Source organism: Pseudomonas koreensis (assembly GCF_012986595.1).
GTDB lineage: Bacteria > Pseudomonadota > Gammaproteobacteria > Pseudomonadales > Pseudomonadaceae > Aquipseudomonas > Aquipseudomonas koreensis.
In genome coordinates, this window is record NZ_JAAQYM010000003.1 from 524,862 (window position 1) to 541,442 (window position 16,581).

At 58.6% G+C, this 16,581-nt stretch carries 16 protein-coding genes and 2 pseudogenes; 8 read left to right on the plus strand and 10 right to left on the minus strand.

The window, feature by feature from the left end; all coding sequences use genetic code 11:
* Nucleotides 1–16: 16 nt before the first annotated feature.
* Genes HBN98_RS11945 through tssA form a run of 6 tightly spaced genes read right to left on the minus strand, consistent with a single transcriptional unit; the run spans nt 17 to nt 5,511 of the window.
* Entirely contained in the window at nt 17–946 is a 930-nt protein-coding gene (locus HBN98_RS11945; RefSeq protein ID WP_083367527.1) for a DUF6402 family protein, read from the minus strand.
* Nucleotides 947–958: 12 nt separating this feature from the next.
* Nucleotides 959–1,483: a PAAR domain-containing protein gene (locus HBN98_RS11950; protein WP_083367526.1), complete on the minus strand. Its 525-nt coding sequence runs from the start codon at nt 1,481–1,483 to the stop codon at nt 959–961.
* 11 nt (nt 1,484–1,494) lie between these two features.
* Nucleotides 1,495–1,902 carry a type VI secretion system baseplate subunit TssE gene (gene tssE / locus HBN98_RS11955; RefSeq protein ID WP_064589844.1) on the minus strand — a complete coding sequence of 136 codons (408 nt, stop codon included), beginning with the start codon at nt 1,900–1,902 and terminating at the stop codon, nt 1,495–1,497.
* Between the two features lie 9 nt (nt 1,903–1,911).
* Nucleotides 1,912–3,387 carry a type VI secretion system contractile sheath large subunit gene (gene tssC, locus HBN98_RS11960; RefSeq protein ID WP_064589845.1) on the minus strand — a complete coding sequence of 492 codons (1,476 nt, stop codon included), beginning with the start codon at nt 3,385–3,387 and terminating at the stop codon, nt 1,912–1,914.
* A gap of 25 nt (nt 3,388–3,412) precedes the next feature.
* Nucleotides 3,413–3,916, minus strand: a complete 504-nt coding sequence (gene tssB / locus HBN98_RS11965) for a type VI secretion system contractile sheath small subunit (protein ID WP_003229587.1) — start codon at nt 3,914–3,916, stop codon at nt 3,413–3,415.
* 32 nt (nt 3,917–3,948) lie between these two features.
* Nucleotides 3,949–5,511, minus strand: a complete 1,563-nt coding sequence (gene tssA / locus HBN98_RS11970) for a type VI secretion system protein TssA (protein WP_003229588.1) — start codon at nt 5,509–5,511, stop codon at nt 3,949–3,951.
* Between the two features lie 715 nt (nt 5,512–6,226).
* On the opposite strand from tssA, the pseudogene tssI reads away from it, so the two are divergent.
* The 3 genes and pseudogenes from tssI to HBN98_RS27905 all read left to right on the plus strand — a co-directional run.
* Nucleotides 6,227–7,369, plus strand: a pseudogene (tssI, locus tag HBN98_RS11975) (type VI secretion system tip protein TssI/VgrG); the annotation flags it as partial.
* Nucleotides 7,363–7,632 (plus strand): annotated as a pseudogene (locus HBN98_RS11980) (DUF2931 family protein); the annotation flags it as partial. The pseudogenes tssI and HBN98_RS11980, both read left to right, overlap by 7 nt.
* A gap of 13 nt (nt 7,633–7,645) precedes the next feature.
* Entirely contained in the window at nt 7,646–8,725 is a 1,080-nt protein-coding gene (locus tag HBN98_RS27905) for a hypothetical protein (RefSeq protein WP_229754977.1), read from the plus strand.
* 95 nt (nt 8,726–8,820) lie between these two features.
* On the opposite strand, the gene HBN98_RS11990 is transcribed toward HBN98_RS27905, so the two are convergent.
* The 3 genes from HBN98_RS11990 to HBN98_RS12000 all read right to left on the minus strand — a co-directional run bounded on the left by HBN98_RS11990 (nt 8,821) and on the right by HBN98_RS12000 (nt 10,624).
* A complete protein-coding gene (locus HBN98_RS11990) occupies nt 8,821–9,096 on the minus strand; it encodes an HU family DNA-binding protein (protein WP_003213368.1) in 276 nt (91 codons plus the stop codon).
* Between the two features lie 190 nt (nt 9,097–9,286).
* The gene (locus HBN98_RS11995; protein WP_083367525.1) at nt 9,287–10,435 is read right to left on the minus strand and encodes an NAD(P)/FAD-dependent oxidoreductase; all 1,149 of its coding nucleotides are present in this window, start codon (nt 10,433–10,435) and stop codon (nt 9,287–9,289) included.
* A 21-nt stretch (nt 10,436–10,456) separates the two neighbouring features.
* On the minus strand, nt 10,457–10,624 hold the full coding sequence (locus HBN98_RS12000) for a rubredoxin (RefSeq protein ID WP_064589849.1): 168 nt from the start codon (nt 10,622–10,624) through the stop codon (nt 10,457–10,459).
* Between the two features lie 201 nt (nt 10,625–10,825).
* Between HBN98_RS12000 and HBN98_RS12005 the strand changes: the two genes are divergently transcribed.
* Both HBN98_RS12005 and ubiA read left to right on the plus strand, forming a co-directional pair.
* Nucleotides 10,826–11,386 (plus strand): chorismate--pyruvate lyase family protein, encoded by a 561-nt coding sequence (locus HBN98_RS12005; protein WP_064589850.1) that lies wholly within the window; start codon nt 10,826–10,828, stop codon nt 11,384–11,386.
* Nucleotides 11,386–12,276 (plus strand): 4-hydroxybenzoate octaprenyltransferase, encoded by an 891-nt coding sequence (gene ubiA, locus HBN98_RS12010; RefSeq protein WP_083367524.1) that lies wholly within the window; start codon nt 11,386–11,388, stop codon nt 12,274–12,276. Before HBN98_RS12005 ends, ubiA begins: the two co-directional genes overlap by 1 nt.
* Nucleotides 12,277–12,389: 113 nt before the next feature.
* On the opposite strand, the gene HBN98_RS12015 is transcribed toward ubiA, so the two are convergent.
* A complete protein-coding gene (locus tag HBN98_RS12015; RefSeq protein WP_083367523.1) occupies nt 12,390–12,776 on the minus strand; it encodes a COG4315 family predicted lipoprotein in 387 nt (128 codons plus the stop codon).
* 151 nt (nt 12,777–12,927) lie between these two features.
* Here HBN98_RS12015 and phoB point away from each other — a divergent pair, with 151 nt between their 5' ends.
* The 3 genes from phoB to HBN98_RS12030 all read left to right on the plus strand — a co-directional run bounded on the left by phoB (nt 12,928) and on the right by HBN98_RS12030 (nt 16,442).
* The gene (gene phoB, locus HBN98_RS12020) at nt 12,928–13,617 is read left to right on the plus strand and encodes a phosphate regulon transcriptional regulator PhoB (RefSeq protein ID WP_003229608.1); all 690 of its coding nucleotides are present in this window, start codon (nt 12,928–12,930) and stop codon (nt 13,615–13,617) included.
* Nucleotides 13,618–13,691: 74 nt separating this feature from the next.
* A complete protein-coding gene (phoR, locus tag HBN98_RS12025; RefSeq protein WP_186352785.1) occupies nt 13,692–14,978 on the plus strand; it encodes a phosphate regulon sensor histidine kinase PhoR in 1,287 nt (428 codons plus the stop codon).
* A gap of 123 nt (nt 14,979–15,101) precedes the next feature.
* Nucleotides 15,102–16,442, plus strand: coding sequence for a hemolysin family protein (locus HBN98_RS12030; protein ID WP_064589854.1), 1,341 nt, complete (start codon nt 15,102–15,104; stop codon nt 16,440–16,442).
* Nucleotides 16,443–16,581 lie beyond the last annotated feature (139 nt).

Here is a 16,581-nt window from a genome sequence, read left to right on the forward strand (position 1 = left end):
GAGCAAAAAATATGCATTACTTATTCCAAACATTAATAACTGTTACGGGAACATTCTGATATCGGACATCAGACAAAACCTGGAAATCACCGCCTTTTTTAAATTCCGTCCGATATCTTACAAAATGAGAATTCGTAATATAGAAATAACGCGAGTTCTCTATTTCCCGAAACATCGCCTGAGAGTCTTCTGCACTGATATAGGGGTTTGAAGCGATGTCTGACTTCATCTGCGCCGCACCGGCATTTGCAGTGGCCGCATAGGCCGGGTTGGCTATACCATCGAAGTTCCAAAACCCCAATGGCTGACTGAAGTTGTCATCCGGTGCGTCATTGAAGTCATAGGCGTCCTCAGCGTAAAACCCAATTCGCTCTACAAACAGTTGAATGCTGTCTACGGAAATAACCAGCTTCCCTTCTGGAAATACGCGGACGTTAAAGTTTGCCAGCGCAGCTCGCAATTCATCAGTCTTCTCTATTAGACCGAATTTAACTGCTCGATTATTACTGTATCCAAACTCTTCAACCTTTCTGGCGCTCGCAAACTTAAAAGGATAGACACCCGGCGCCAAGCCAAGATACTTATCTTTAATCTTCTTGCTTATATTATTGCGGCCTGCAGGATTATCCCAAGCAGACTTAAGCTCCTCAATGACAGCTTTCGCAGGCTCAAATTTTTCCAGCCAGGCCATTTTTACGATGGTGTCATTTACGTAAGCGATGTCAGCAAGAGCAATATGGTCTTTGACCTCTTTACTCATCGCACCATCGGCAGTTTGCCATGGTTTGCCATCAAACCAATGGCGCATCAGCTTCGCAGCAACTGGCCACTTCATCTTATCCATCGCATCAGGTATATCTGTGATTTTGAATTGACGGACAGCTGCAGACTTACCAGTTTGGTTACTGGCCGGCGTCAGACTTGATGCTATTTTCGTATCCGCCATAACAAAATCCTTTTATCCAATTACGACTTCAGATTGCTGTTCAATAATCAACTCATAGGACTCCGCTACAGAGGACGAGATTTTTTGCGTCTTCCCGTCGGCTCCCGTGACGCCACTGATAACTTTCCCCGAGGCCGTTTTGAAACTGTATGCCACTCCCGCCAGTGGCTTCCCGGAGTCCTGACAATTGATGACGTAGTGCTCGTTAAACGGCCACTTGATCTCCACCGGCAAAGGCGGCACAAACGGCACCGGCGAATGCGAATTGCCGATAATCACCGTTCCGGACCCCGCCGTGACCTTGTTGCCATGGGTCCCCACCGAATCAACCGTCGCGGCAGGTTTGCCGTTGATCAAAACCGTGGTAGCCAAACCGCCCGACATCGCACCACCACACGCCGAGGCATCGCCTTGGCGGGCGGCCGCGAGGCCGTCGAAGAACACGTCGCCGGAACCGGCGGCGATCGGGTTGGTGCCGTGGCCTGGAAGTGGGCAAGCGGTGGGGTCGGATACGCGTGCTGCAGGTTTGCCAGACATCGGGATTCTCCTTAGTTGACCTTCACTTGACCGCTGCCATCCAGGCGCGCGGAAAAACTGACCTGACGCTTGAAACCCTCGACTTCCAGCAGGCCTTCGATGCTGAAGGCCAGCCGCAGTTGGTCGTGGTCACGCGGCAGGGAAATGACACGCACGTTGCTCAGACGCGGCTCGTAGGCTTCGATGAAGCTTTCGATGGCAAGGCGGGCCTGACTCAGGGAGTCGTGCAGGCTCAAGCGCATGTCATTGAGATCGGGCAACCCGTAGTCGGACAGCGTTTGCACGCTGCCGGCCCGGGTGCTGAGCATTTTGGCCAGATGGGCAGCCACCGACGCCATGGCACACGCCTCAAGGCTGTTGCCCTTGCGTTGTTGCGCGTCGCCGTTGAGGCGTTCGAACAGGCTGCCGTATCCGTCCATGAGTCGCTCTTACTCTTTGTCCAGCTTGCCAACCAGCGACAGGGTGAAATCGGCACCCATGTACTTGAAGTGCGGACGCACGTTCAAGCTGACGCGGTACCAACCCGGCTCGCCTTCAACGTCGCTGACGATCACTTGCGCAGCGCGCAGCGGACGACGGCCACGCACTTCGGCGCTTGGGTTTTCCTGGTCGGCCACGTACTGGCGGATCCACTTGTTCAGTTCCAGCTCGAGGTCGGTACGCTCTTTCCACGAACCGAGTTGCTCGCGCTGCAGCACTTTCAAGTAGTGAGCCAGGCGGTTGACGATCATCATGTACGGCAGTTGGGTGCCGAGCTTGTAGTTCAGCTCTGCCGCCTTGCCTTCTGCGCTGATGCCGAAGAACTTCGGCTTCTGCACCGAGCTGGCGGAGAAGAACGCCGCGTTGTCGGAGCCTTTGCGCATGGTCAGGGAGATGAAGCCTTCCTCGGCCAATTCGTATTCACGACGGTCGGAAACCAGAACCTCGGTAGGGATCTTGGTTTCGATTTCGCCCATGCTTTCGAAGTGGTGCAGCGGCAGGTCTTCAACAGCGCCACCGCTCTGCGGGCCGATGATGTTCGGGCACCAGCGGAATTTGGCGAAGCTGTCGGTCAGCTTGGTGCCGAACGCGAAAGCGGTGTTGCCCCACAGGTAGTGCTCGTGGCTGTTGGCAACGGTTTCCTTGTACACGAACGACTTGACCGGGTTTTCTTCCGGGTCGTACGGGTTACGCAGCAGGAAACGCGGCACGGTCAGGCCAACGTAGCGGGAGTCTTCCGAAGTACGGAAGCTCTGCCATTTGGCGAATTGCGGGCCTTCGAAGTGGTCTTTCAGATCTTTCAGATCCGGCAGGCCGGTGAAGCTTTCCAGACCGAAGAATTTCGGGCCGGCCGCGGCGATGAACGGCGCGTGGGACATGCAGGATACGCTGGCCACGTACTGCATCAGTTTCACGTCCGGCGAACTTGGGGACATGTAGTAGTTGGCGATGATCGCGCCCACCGGCTGACCACCGAACTGGCCGTATTCAGCGGTGTAGATGTGCTTGTACAGGCCCGACTGCATGACTTCCGGCGAGTCTTCAAAATCGTCCAGCAGGTCTTCTTTGGAGACGTTGAGGATTTCGATCTTGATGTTTTCGCGGAAGTTGGTGCGATCGACCAGCAACTGCAGGCCGCGCCACGACGATTCCAGGGCCTGGAAGTCCGGGTGGTGCAGGATTTCGTCCATCTGACGGCTGAGCTTGGCATCGATCTCGGCGATCATGCGGTCAACCATGGCCTTCTTGACCGGCTCACCGTTGTTCTGCGGCTTGAGCAGTTCTTCGATGAACGCCGACACGCCACGCTTGGCGATGTCGTAGGCTTCGTCGTCCGGAGTCAGACGGGTTTCGGCGATGATGCTGTCGAGAATGCTGTACTCGCCGCTGGCGGCGCTCTTCTCTTGTGCTGCGCTAGTGCTCATTGTGTTGGCTTCCTTGGCTGGAGTCTCAGGCGTCCGGGGCTGCGGCGTTCAGGCCCAGCTCACCGAGTACGCGACCGCGGGATTCGTCGTCGGCGAGCACGCCTTCGATCGCTTTACGGAACGCAGGTGCGTTACCCAGCGGGCCTTTGAGGGCCACCAGCGCATCGCGCAGTTCCATCAGTTTTTTCAGCTCAGGCACTTGCTCGACCAGGCTGGCCGGGTTGAAGTCCTTCATCGAATTGACGCGCAGTTGCACAGCCAGCTCGTCGGCCTCGCCATCTTCCTGCAGACGGTTCGGCACGCTCAGCGTCAGACCCAGTTCTTGCTTGGCCAACACTTCGTCGAAGGTCATCTTGTCGATGCTGATCGGCTTGCGATCTTCGATTTTGCGATCGTCCTTGCGGTGGGTGTAGTCACCGATTGCCAGCAGCTTCAGCGGCAGTTCAATCTCTTCCTGAGCACCGCCGGTGGCGGGTTTGAAGGTGACGTTGATGCGTTCCTTGGGGGCTACCGAGCCTTCTTTGGCCATGGCTTTTCTCCTTGCGGTTGTGGCCCTGGGGCCTATTCGAGTACCACTTCGAGGTCGAGGTGGCACAGCCTGCGATAAATCTCTTCCTTGCGTTCACGCACTGCATGGTTCTGCGGCAACAACTCGCAGCAACTGTGCAGCAGGTGCAGCACTTCCAATGCAAGATCGGGCTCCCAGGCGTGCAGGCCTGAGTCCTGTAATGTCTGATCGAGGGTTTCGAGCTGGTTCTTGGCCAGTTCGTACTTCTTGGCCATGAAGCACAGCCGCGCGAGGGCGAACTGCCAGAAAAACCGCTCGCGGCCACCATGGGCCGATTGCAGCCCCTGCTTGAGAATCTGCACGGCAGGCTTGAGGCCTTCCTTGCGCAGCAGCGGCAGCACTTCCTGCAGCGCCTTTTCCCAGGCGGGCTGGGTTTCGACGTCATCGGTTTCGACCTTGCGCGGCGCGCTGGCGCTTTGCAGGTGCGGCATGACATTGCCGGCGATCCACGCCCGGGTGGACGGATCGGCAAACGGCGCGCCGTCATGGAAACGACATTCGATGATGCCGGGCAGGCGCTGAACCAAAAGCGCGAAGTGGATTTCCACTTCGCGCATCGCCATCTCGGCGTTGAGGTTCTGGAGACATTCCCAGACCATCCTCTGGCCATCGAACCAGAACGGCGCCTTCGCCAGGCTCGCCTCCAGTTCCACCAGCAGGTCGGCGTATTTGCCCTGATCGAAGCGATCCTGGTACTGCTTGAGTTTGTCGACAGGCAGGCCGCGCAGCACGGTGATCTGCTCGGCGTTGCGCTCGGGCACCGCGTCGATCGGCAGCCAGAGCAAGGTGCGGTTCAGGCGCAGGGCGCGCAGGTCGGTGGCTTTCTGCTTGAGCCACCAGGCACACAACGGGCGCGCACTTTCCTGCTGGGCGCGCAAGGCCTTGTAGGCGTCTTTTTCGTTGTCGATCGGTGCGCCGGGGGTGAGCAACTGGCTCGCGGCCTGCTTGACCTGCGCCACCGCCGCGCCGACCACGCCGGGAGCGGGCTGGTTATCGGCCGCACGCTGGATCATGGTTTTCAGGCGACGGGACAGCGGCAGCAGCAGCGGCGCGTCGTCGCCCAGGTGCTCGGTGCACGCGGCATCGAGGCCGGCCAGATGCTCGGACAACTGCCGGAACATCGGCAGCTGTTCCTTGATCGCGATGTTTTCGGTGAGCACCTGCTCCAGGCGCGGCACCAGCCAGCCGATGGCGGCGGCACGGGTGCGAGGTTTGAGCGGGTGAACGTCGGCCCAGTGGTTTTCCGACAGATGGTGCAGCAAGCCGAGGCCGGCCAGCAGCCCGGGGAAGGATTCGCGCTGGTACAACGACCAGGTCAGCCAGGCGCCGACCCGCAAATCCTTGGATTGGGTACGCAGCAGGTTTTCGCTGTTTTCACGGATTTTGAGCCAGTCGATCTGCCCGCTTTCGTGCATCGACGAGGCTTTGGCCAGCTCGCTTTCCAGCGCCTCGAATTCGCTCGAGAAACGAACGTCTTCGCCCGCGAAATTCTCTTTGGAAACAGAGACTTTTGCGAGTTCGAGGTAATGGGCGGAAAGTTTGCTTGAGTAGGACATCCATGGCCTTTATTTAGGATTACGGTCATGCGCCTATTGGAGTTGCCACGGCGCGGGACAGTATCGAAGAGCAGTAAAGCGACTCATCCAATTGAGATGTGCTCTTTCAAGTGGGCGCATCGTAATCACTATGATGGCCACTAGCAAGCATCTGATTAAACAACAAGACGAAGTGTTCATTGGGCCGTGTAGGAGATCGCCCTATATGTGACAGGGGAATCCCTGATGGCGATTTATATTGTACGCATTTGCCCAACCCCCTCAGAACCCTTGATCCAGAGCGCCCTGCTCCGAACGAAGCGTTTCGCCTCGAGCGTTCGCCCCATTACACGGCGGCAAGCATGACAACTCTTGAAAAAAATAGAAGTAGGATTCTTCTGAAAACTTGCCGAATTTTACAAACAATTGGCCGGTGACAACGTTCAACAACAAAAGTGCCATCAATTTGATGGCAATTCATTCTTTTGAAACTTTATTCACCTCGTGAATGGTGTACTTCAGTACCAACTCAATAATTATCGAAGTGACGTCCTACAGTCATTTCCTTCAATCCGCACAACACTTTCACGCCGGGAATGCTCTGACGAATGTCAGAGATACTTCTTACATCAATTTATTTATCGCGTTGCTAGCTTGCCTTGGCAAATTCTTTTCGCGTGGCGATCAGGGACGATCGAACACCGCGCATCGACTCACCTTGCTTAAGGACAAGCGTATGTTCAGTACGGGCAATTGCGCGCCTTTTAACCTGCAAATTCCCGGAGTCCACCACGACTTCAAGGTGCTCGCGTTTGAGGGTGATGAAGCCATCAGTTGCCTGTACGCCATCCGCATCGAGCTGGTCAGTGAACGAGCGGATATCGATCTGGAGGGCCTGCTCAGTCAGCCGGCGTTTCTGCAATTCGGGTTTAACCAAGAAGGTATTCACGGACGCATTGAAGATGTGCGGATGGGTGAAGCCGGAAATCGCCTTACCGATTACCAACTGACGCTGGTGCCGGCGTTGTACTACTTGCAGTTCAGCCATGACCAACGGATTTTTCAGCAGCACACGGTGCCGCAGATCATCGCGCAGGTGCTCAAGGGGCACGGAATTCAAGGTGATGCGTTCACCTTTCATGCCACCCCGAACCCGCCTCGCGACTATTGCACTCAATACGCGGAAAGCGATTTTGAATTTATCCAGCGGCTGTGCGCCGAGGACGGTATCGCCTGGCATCACCAGCATTCGATCGACGGCCATTTGCTGGTGTTCACCGATGACCAGGTGTTTCTCCCCAGGTTGGCTGCGACACCGTATAAGCGGGAATCCGGCATGGTGGCCGAGCATCAGGTGATCAGCCGATTGGGTGTGCGTAACAGTACGCGCACCAGCTCCGTCACCCGCCGTGACTACGACCTGAAGCGCCCGAGTCTGTTGCTCGAAAGCCGCTTCACCGCCGGGTTCACGCCAACGCTCGAAGATTACCGCTATCCACTGCTGATCGAGAACGAAAGGCGCGGCAAGCAAATTGCCCGGCAGGCAGTGGAGCGCCACCGTAGCGACTACGAACTGGGCGACGGCGAAAGCGATCAGACGAATCTGCGTTGCGGTCACCTGTTTGAGCTGACCGGACACCCGCGTAAAAAGTGCAACGACCTGTGGCTTCTGCTCAGCGTTGCCCATGAAGGCCGACAGCCACAAGTGCTTGAGGAGTCCGGCCCCAGCGACGTCAAAACCGCCGATGGTTTTACCCAGGGCTACCGAAATCGCTTTAGCGTGATTCCCGCCGAGGTGGTTTTTCGGCCTCCGCTGCCTGCACCACGCCGTCCGCTGGTGACTCAGACCGCACGGGTTACAGGCCCCGAAGACGAAGACCGGAAAAAACTTTCTGCAGGGCTGATGGCAAATGGATCACGGACTACCGCGATGACATGTGTATTGGCTTGGCCCCCGGCGGTATTGCAAAAGTCTGGCTAGGGGGCGCTTGCCTCAAGTCTGTCGAGATTACTCGGGTCGAAGGGAGTGTAATGAAGGAAGGCCCGTATCAAGGAAAAAACGAGGGGCGGTACGCACTGCCTCTATCACCTGAATCTAAAGCCTACATCGAAAAATTCGGCATTCCCTTCGGGAGCTGGTAAGGAGCATTACCTCATGGAATTGAAACCGCTGTTGCTCGCAACGCTGATGTGGCTTCCCGTTACCCAGGCGCATGCAGACACCCCGCCACTGGAGGGCCATTACTACCTGACAGGTGCAATGGAAATGGGCGCCGAGTTGCTGTTGCGTAAGGACGGCACCTTTTCTGCGGGTATCGCCTACGGATCGGCTGGTGGTGTCGCCAAGGGAAACTGGTATGTCGAGGAAAACACTCTCATGCTGGAGCAAGAGCCTGATGTCCAACCAGCAAAGAAGCTTTCCTACAATCTTTCTCGCGAGAGAACTCTGGTCGAACTCAAGGAATATGCCGACAAAGAAAAAAATGAGTTGGCTAAAGAGAACTACGTTTTAGAGCTACGTTACGATCACCAGCCTCCGCCGCCGCCCCTGAAGCCCGTGATGGTCAGTCTCGAGTTCGATTCAGGTCCGCCGGGTCAATTGCTCTTGAACTCGAATCAACAAACAGACCTCTGGTTTCCTTACGATCAACACAGAACGCTGAAAAAAATTGGCTTTGGCACAGACCAGAATCACGAACCCTATCAATGGTTCGACGTCGCGGGGGATAGCCGCGCCTTCAACATTGGCTGGAAGAAACGGAAAAACCAGCCCTTAACGTTCGAACAACCAATCGGATTTGATCTGGCGACCACCACTCAATACCTGGTTCCCGAAGAGAGAGAGCGAGTTGACCATAACTATTGGTTGACGTTTTATCACTTCGATCCGGTCTCACCACCCGCGATCCGTCCAGTGGAAGTTCATTGGCAATTAGAAGACGGTTCGACGTTGAAGGAGGTTTGGACAGACTCGCAGCAAAACACGCTGACACTGCCGTTTTCCCCAAATAAAGCATTGGCGAAAATCGGCTTACATACACAAAATTCTCCTGATGAAATCGAGTGGTTTAACGTCATGCCGGAAACTCGATGGGCGACGCTGGACTGGCAAGCCTATCCTGACCCTGCCAACGGCGATCTTTCTGTGTTGTTCAAAGATCTGCAATTGGCCATTGAGCCAAACTGCCTGGCCGTAGACTTTGGCAATGGCAAAGCCTGCTTCCGCCGCCAATAACCTTGCTTGCAGGCACAAAAAATGGGCACCCGACCGCAATCGGTGTGCCCATTTTTTATTGCGCTGCTCCCCGTTATTCAGACAGTTCGGCGCAATTATGGATTAACGCTGTCTTTCAACGACTTGCCTGGCTTGAACGCCACGGTGTTGCTGGCCTTGATTTTGACCGGCTCGCCGGTTTGCGGGTTTTTGCCGGTGCGGGCGCCGCGGTGGCGTTGCAGGAAGGTGCCGAAGCCCACCAGCGTGACGCTGTCCTTGCGGTGCAGAGCGCCGGTGATTTCTTCGAGGACGGCGTTGAGAACGCGGTTGGCCTGTTCTTTGGTCAGGTCCGCTTTTTCAGCGATTGCAGCGGCGAGTTCTGGTTTACGCATTAGTGAAGCCCCTTTGACGGTTTTTTGTTGTTATGTCCGTGCTGTTCTCGTTGGAACAGCGCCCAAGGCGCCGCAGGCTCTACTCTGCGGCAGACGGGAGTGAGAATGGCACGCGGATACCGGCTGCGCCAGTCTCCCCGCGACCTTTGTAGGGGCAAAAGCGGGGTGATTCCGACAGAACGACCGGTATTTACGCCAGCAGGGCCGGAAGCTGTTTGTTCAGGGCGAGTTTTTCCATCACCGCCGCGCCAGTCAGCGCGTAACCGAGCAACTGGCCGTCGGCGCTGTGGCACAGGGCCTTGATGTCGGCGCCCTGCCCTTCGACCGTCCACACGCCCTCGCTGCCGCGGGGCGGAGGCGAAACGACCAGCGGACACACCGGCGTTTTCACGGTGATCGGCATCGGGCCGTAGCTCACCGCCGTCGGGTTGCCCGCTAGGGTTTGTGCCAGCGCTCGCGCACAGCTCATGAGGGGCATCACGTACAACAGATTCAGCCCATCGACCTCGGCGCAGTCGCCCAGGGCGTAGATATTGGCGTGGGAGGTCTTCAGGTGGCGGTCGACGACAACGCCGCGGTTGACCTGCACGCCGGCAGCCGCCGCCAGATCGATGCGCGGGCGCAGGCCAATGGCCGACACCACCAGATCGCAGGCAATGACCTGACCGTCGGACAGATGCGCCTCCAGCCCATCCGCGACTTTTTGCAGACGGGTCAGCACCGGGCCGAGGTGGAAGCGCGCACCGAGGCTTTCCAGCCCGGCCTGCACCGCCGCCGCAGCGGCCGGGTGCAGCAGCATCGGCATGACTTGCTCGCACGGCGCCACCAGCTGCACCTCGTAACCGCCGAGGATCAGGTCGTTGGCGAATTCGCAGCCGATCAGGCCGGCGCCGAGCAGCAATACGCGACGCTTGCCCTCGGCGGCCACGCGGAAACGTGCGTAGTCTTCGAGATCGTTGATCGGGAATACCAGATCGGCGCCATCGCCCTTGATCGGCACCCGCACGGTTTCCGCGCCCCAGGCGAGGATCAGGTCGCGGTAATACACTGCTTCTTCGCCGATCCAAAGGCGTTTGTGGCCGGCGTCGATGCCGCTGATGCGCGTGTGGGTGCGCACCTCGGCCTTCAACTGCTCGGCCATGGCGCCGGGTTCGGCCATGCTCAGGCCATCGGCATCCTTGTTCTTGCCGAAACCGGTGGAGAGCATTGGCTTGGAGTAAGAGCGCCCGTCATCGGCGGTAATCAGCAGCAGCGGGGTTTCGCTGTCGAGTTTGCGAAACTCCCGAGCCAGGTTGTAGCCCGCAAGCCCGGTGCCGACGATTACGACAGGTGCGCTCATGCCTTACTCCTTCAGTTTTGCTTAGTTGATTTCGATCATTTCAAAGTCCATCTTGCCGACGCCGCAGTCGGGGCACAGCCAGTCTTCCGGCACGTCTTGCCAGGCGGTACCCGGCGCGATGCCGTCATCCGGCCAACCATCGGCTTCGTTGTAGATCAGGCCACAGACGATGCATTGCCACTTTTTCATTCAGGTACTTCCTCAGGATTCAGGCGGTGTGCCGGCACGGACGGTCGATGGGTGTTGCGCTGCCATCCGGCTCAGGGCGTTTTGTACTGATGGTGCCGGACAGATGCAAGCCTGTTCGGCGCAACGGCGACCCGGATCAATCAAAATCGCAGCACGCCATGTTAAGCTCGCCGCCTCATTTGCGGCCAATAATGACTCATTGTGCAACATTCAAATGCCTGCCCGGCCCCGCTCTGGCTGACTCAAAGCCGACTGACGCCCCTTCCCGATTCGTTGACCCTCGACTGGCTGTTCGACGAAGGCTCGCTGACCCGCCGCCTGACGCGACTGTCCAGTGACGGCTTCAGCGTCACGCCGTTGTTCGAAGGCTGGGACACCCTGCGCGACGACGAATGCGTGGCGCTGGATCTGGCCGAAGGCAGCGAGGGCTGGGTGCGCGAGGTCTATCTGCGCGGTCACGGCGAGGCCTGGGTGTTCGCCCGCAGCGTAGCGTCGCGTGCCGCGCTGCAAGGCGACGGCTTGCACATGGACGAACTGGGCAGCCGCTCGCTGGGCGAACTGCTGTTTTGCGATCAGGCGTTCCAGCGCCGTGCCATCGAAGTTTGCCACTACCCTGAACATTGGCTGCCACCTGCCGCAAAAGCGCCTGAACTGTGGGGCCGCCGTTCGCGCTTCGACCGTGGCGCGCTGAGCGTACTGGTCGCGGAAATTTTCCTGCCGAGCCTGTGGACCGCCGCCCGCGCCCATCCGGAGAACTGCTGATGTACCAGAGCCTGCTCAAGTCCCTGAACCGTTTGAATCCACGGGCCTGGGATTTCATTCAGCTGACGCGCATGGACAAGCCGATCGGCATTTACCTGCTGCTGTGGCCGACGCTGTGGGCGTTGTGGATTGCCGGCAAGGGCTCGCCATCGCTGGCCAACATCGTGATTTTCGTCCTCGGTGTGGTGCTGACCCGCGCCGGCGGCTGCGTGATCAACGACTGGGCCGACCGCAAGGTCGACGGCCACGTCAAACGCACCGCGCAACGGCCGCTGGCCAGTGGCAAGATCAGTTCGAAAGAGGCGCTGGTGTTCTTCGCGCTGCTGATGGGCGTGAGCTTCCTGCTGGTGCTGTGCACCAATGCGCCGACCATCTGGCTGTCGCTGGGCGGCCTGGCGCTGGCATTCACCTACCCGTTCATGAAGCGCTACACCTATTACCCGCAAGTGGTGCTCGGCGCGGCGTTCTCGTGGGGCATGCCGATGGCATTCACCGCCGAAACCGGCGAGTTGCCGGCGGCGGCGTGGCTGCTGTGGATCGCCAATCTGCTTTGGACGGTGGGTTACGACACCTATTACGCGATGACTGATCGCGATGACGATTTGAAGATTGGCGTGAAGTCGACGGCGATTCTGTTCGGCGATGCGGATCGGGTGATCATCCTGACGCTGCAGGCGCTGTCGCTGAGTTGCCTGATGCTGGCGGGATCCAAGTTTGAACTTGGAATCTGGTTCCATCTTGGCTTGCTGGTGGCTGCCGGGTGTTATGCGTGGGAGTTCTGGTACACCCGCAGCAAGGACCGGATGCGCTGCTTCCAGGCGTTCTTGCACAACCATTGGGCCGGGCTGGCGATTTTTGTCGGGATCGTGCTGGATTACGCATTGCGTTGATCCACAAAACCTGTGGTAGCGAGCCTGCTCGCGAAGGCGTCGTGTCAGTCAGCAAATGGGTTAACTGACACACGGCTTTCGCGAGCAGGCTCGCTCCCACAGGGGGATTGCGGTTATTTCTGTGATTCGTGAACGACATGCCACATGTCTTTCATGCCATCGCCTTTCATTTCTCCAGGCTTTTCATCCTTCATGAAGGTGTACAGCGGCTTGCCGTCGTAGGCGTACTGCATCATGCCGTCATCACGCTTGATCACCGTCCATTTGCCTTCAGCCTTGGCACCTGCCGGCGCCATCATCGGCGGCCAGTTCTTCGCACAATCGCCGTTGCACATCGACTTGCCGCCAGCGTCCTTGTCGAACGTATAAACGGTCATGCCCTTGTGATCGACCATCATGCCGTCTTTCATCATGGCCGGTTCGGCGGCCATGGCAAATCCAGGCAGAGTCAGTGCAGCAGCCATCAGCAGGGCTTTGAAAGAAACAGTCATTTGAGTCATGGAAACCTTCTTTTGTGGTTGTCAGGATTCGGACTTAGAGCTTAGTCCAGGATCCCGCCATCCGCCGGGCGACTAAAATACTGTCACACGACTGCAATAATTCCGTTATCTAATGCGGCGCAAGACAGTTAAATGACAAGAGGATTAAGGCATGGTTGGCAGGAGCATTCTGATCGTCGACGACGAAGCGCCCATTCGCGAAATGATCGCCGTTGCGTTGGAAATGGCCGGCTATGACTGCCTCGAGGCCGAAAACTCGCAGCAGGCACACGCCATTATCGTTGACCGCAAACCGGACCTGATCCTGCTCGACTGGATGCTGCCCGGCACTTCCGGCATCGAGCTGGCCCGCCGCCTCAAGCGCGACGAGCTGACCGGGGACATCCCGATCATCATGCTCACTGCCAAGGGCGAAGAGGACAACAAGATCCAGGGCCTGGAAGTCGGCGCCGACGACTACATCACCAAGCCGTTCTCGCCACGCGAACTGGTCGCCCGCCTCAAGGCTGTGCTGCGCCGCGCCGGCCCGACCGATGGCGAAGCGCCGATCGAAGTTGGCGGACTGCTGCTTGACCCGATCAGCCACCGCGTGACCATCGACGGCCGTCCGGCGGAAATGGGCCCGACCGAATACCGTCTGCTGCAATTCTTCATGACCCACCAGGAACGCGCCTACACGCGCGGGCAGCTGCTGGATCAGGTCTGGGGCGGCAACGTCTATGTTGAAGAGCGCACCGTCGACGTGCACATCCGGCGCCTGCGCAAGGCCCTCGGCGATGCTTACGAAAATCTGGTACAAACCGTGCGCGGCACTGGCTACCGGTTTTCCACCAAGGCCTGACCCGACCGCCAGACTCGCTGACAAGGACCGTATTTTCCGTGAATCAAAACTGGCATGGCACCCTGATTCGCCACATGCTGTTGCTGGTCACAGCGTGTCTGGTGACCGGCCTGATCACCGGCTATTACGGCTGGAGCCTCGCTGCAGGCCTGGGCCTTTACCTGGCCTGGACGCTCAAGCAACTGCTGCGCCTGCACGAATGGCTGCGCCTGCACCAACCCGATGAAGCACCGCCCGACGGCTACGGCCTGTGGGGTGAGGTGTTCGACAGCATCTACCACCTGCAACGCCGCGACCAACGGGTGCGCGGGCGCCTGCAAGCGGTGATCGACCGGGTGCAGGAGTCGACGGCCGCACTGAAAGACGCGGTGATCATGCTCGACAGCGACGGCAACCTGGAGTGGTGGAACCGCGCCGCCGAAACCCTGCTCGGCCTCAAGACCCCGCAGGACAGCGGCCAACCGGTGACCAATCTGGTACGGCATCCGCGCTTCAAGGAATACTTCGAGCAGGAAAGCTACGCCGAACCGCTGGAAATCCCGTCTCCAACCAATGATCGCGTGCGCATTCAGCTGTACCTGACCCGCTATGGCAACAACGAACACCTGATGCTGGTGCGCGATGTCACGCGCATCCATCAACTGGAACAGATGCGCAAAGACTTCATCGCCAACGTCTCCCACGAACTGCGCACGCCGCTGACGGTGATCTGTGGCTATCTGGAAACCCTGCTCGACAACGTCGAGGAAGTGAACCCGCGCTGGAGCCGTGCGCTGCAGCAGATGCAGCAACAGGGCGGGCGCATGCAGACGCTGCTCAACGATCTGTTGCTGCTGGCGAAACTCGAAGCCACCGATTATCCGTCGGATAACCAGCCGGTGCAGATCGACACCCTGCTGCAGTCGATCAAGAGCGACGCGCAGCAATTATCCGGCTCGAAAAACCAGCGCATTACCCTGGAGGCCGACGGAAAAATCCTCCTCAAGGGCAGCGAGGCGGAACTGCGCAGCGCGTTCTCCAACCTGGTGTTCAACGCCGTGAAATACACCCCGGCCGAAGGCAACATCCGCATCCGCTGGTGGGGCGACGAGCAAGGCGCGCACCTGAGCGTGCAGGATTCGGGAATCGGCATCGACAGCAAACACCTGCCGCGCCTGACCGAACGCTTCTACCGCGTCGACTCCAGCCGCAACTCCAACACCGGCGGCACCGGGCTGGGCCTGGCCATCGTCAAACACGTGTTGCTGCGCCACCGCGCGCGGATGGAAATCAGCAGCGTGCCCGGTCACGGCAGCACGTTCACCTGCCATTTCGCCCCGGCCCAGGTCGCTCATGCACGGGCCATCAGCGCCGCCGAGTGATACCGGCCAGCACGCGCCACTAGGCAATCGCCATGTCAGCCGCTACATTGGCTGACTTGCGTCTGCCTTTCAGGCGCGACTTTTTCTCTCTTACGAATCACACGGAACCCGCAAAACTCCATCATGGACCCTTCCCCTGGCTTGTCCCTCGCAACACTATTCGCCGATTTCGGCATGATTCTTTTCGCTCTGATCCTGGTTGTGCTCAACGGCTTTTTCGTTGCGGCGGAATTCGCCATGGTCAAGCTGCGCTCGACCCGGGTCGAGGCCATCGCCGACAAAAACGGCTGGCGCGGGCACATCCTGCGCACCGTGCACAGTCAGCTCGATGCGTACCTCTCGGCGTGCCAGCTCGGTATCACCCTCGCCTCCCTGGGCTTGGGCTGGGTCGGTGAGCCGGCGTTCGCGCACATTCTCGAGCCGCTGCTGAGCGCGGTCGGCGTGCAGTCGCCGGAAGTGGTCAAGGGCATTTCTTTCTTTACCGCGTTCTTCATCATTTCCTACCTGCACATCGTCGTCGGTGAGCTGGCGCCCAAGTCATGGGCGATTCGCAAACCCGAGCTGCTGTCGCTGTGGACGGCGGTGCCGCTGTACCTCTTCTACTGGGCGATGTACCCGGCGATCTACCTGCTCAACGCCAGCGCCAACGCGATCCTGCGTATCGCCGGCCAGGGCGAGCCCGGCCCGCACCACGAACACCATTACAGCCGCGAAGAACTGAAACTGATCCTGCACTCCAGCCGTGGTCAGGATCCGAGCGATCAGGGCATGCGCGTACTGGCTTCGGCGGTGGAAATGGGCGAACTGGAAGTGGTCGACTGGGCCAACTCCCGTGAAGACCTGATCACCCTGGAATTCAACGCGCCGCTGAAAGAAATCCTCGCGATGTTCCGCCGTCACAAGTTCAGCCGTTACCCGGTGTACGACAGCGAGCGCCAGGAATTCGTCGGCCTGCTGCACATCAAGGACCTGCTGCTGGAACTGGCGGCGCTGGACCACATTCCCGAGTCGTTCAACCTGGCCGAGCTGACCCGCCCGCTGGAGCGCGTGTCGCGGCACATGCCGCTGTCGCAGCTGCTGGAACAGTTCCGCAAGGGCGGTTCGCACTTCGCTGTGGTCGAGGAAGCCGACGGCAACATCATCGGCTACCTGACCATGGAAGACGTGCTGGAAGTGCTGGTCGGTGATATCCAGGACGAACACCGCAAGGCTGAACGCGGAATCCTCGCCTATCAGCCGGGCAAGCTGCTGGTACGCGGCGATACGCCGCTGTTCAAGGTTGAGCGCCTGCTCGGCATCGACCTCGACCACATCGAAGCCGAAACCCTCGCCGGGCTGGTCTACGAAACCCTGAAACGGGTGCCGGAAGAGGAAGAAGTGCTGGAAGTCGAAGGCCTGCGAATCATCATCAAGAAGATGAAGGGGCCGAAGATTGTGTTGGCGAAGGTGTTGATGCTGGATTGATGGATGTTTTGGGGGACGCTTCTGTGGTGAGGGGATTTATCCCCGATGGGTCGCGGAGCGGCCCTGTAATCTGCAATCGCGTAACTCCTGACTCAATGCCTTCAATGATTTTGGGACGGCTGCGCCGCCCATCGGGGAT

Coding starts and splice junctions, on each gene's coding strand:
- HBN98_RS11945 (WP_083367527.1), bottom strand. CDS start 946: ATGGCGGATACGAAAATAGCATCAAGTCTGACGCCGGCCAGTAACCAA.
- HBN98_RS11950 (WP_083367526.1), bottom strand. CDS start 1,483: ATGTCTGGCAAACCTGCAGCACGCGTATCCGACCCCACCGCTTGCCCA.
- tssE (WP_064589844.1), bottom strand. CDS start 1,902: ATGGACGGATACGGCAGCCTGTTCGAACGCCTCAACGGCGACGCGCAA.
- tssC (WP_064589845.1), bottom strand. CDS start 3,387: ATGAGCACTAGCGCAGCACAAGAGAAGAGCGCCGCCAGCGGCGAGTAC.
- tssB (WP_003229587.1), bottom strand. CDS start 3,916: ATGGCCAAAGAAGGCTCGGTAGCCCCCAAGGAACGCATCAACGTCACC.
- tssA (WP_003229588.1), bottom strand. CDS start 5,511: ATGTCCTACTCAAGCAAACTTTCCGCCCATTACCTCGAACTCGCAAAA.
- HBN98_RS27905 (WP_229754977.1), top strand. CDS start 7,646: ATGGAATTGAAACCGCTGTTGCTCGCAACGCTGATGTGGCTTCCCGTT.
- HBN98_RS11990 (WP_003213368.1), bottom strand. CDS start 9,096: ATGCGTAAACCAGAACTCGCCGCTGCAATCGCTGAAAAAGCGGACCTG.
- HBN98_RS11995 (WP_083367525.1), bottom strand. CDS start 10,435: ATGAGCGCACCTGTCGTAATCGTCGGCACCGGGCTTGCGGGCTACAAC.
- HBN98_RS12000 (WP_064589849.1), bottom strand. CDS start 10,624: ATGAAAAAGTGGCAATGCATCGTCTGTGGCCTGATCTACAACGAAGCC.
- ubiA (WP_083367524.1), top strand. CDS start 11,386: ATGTACCAGAGCCTGCTCAAGTCCCTGAACCGTTTGAATCCACGGGCC.
- HBN98_RS12015 (WP_083367523.1), bottom strand. CDS start 12,776: ATGACTCAAATGACTGTTTCTTTCAAAGCCCTGCTGATGGCTGCTGCA.
- phoB (WP_003229608.1), top strand. CDS start 12,928: ATGGTTGGCAGGAGCATTCTGATCGTCGACGACGAAGCGCCCATTCGC.
- phoR (WP_186352785.1), top strand. CDS start 13,692: ATGCTGTTGCTGGTCACAGCGTGTCTGGTGACCGGCCTGATCACCGGC.
- HBN98_RS12030 (WP_064589854.1), top strand. CDS start 15,102: ATGGACCCTTCCCCTGGCTTGTCCCTCGCAACACTATTCGCCGATTTC.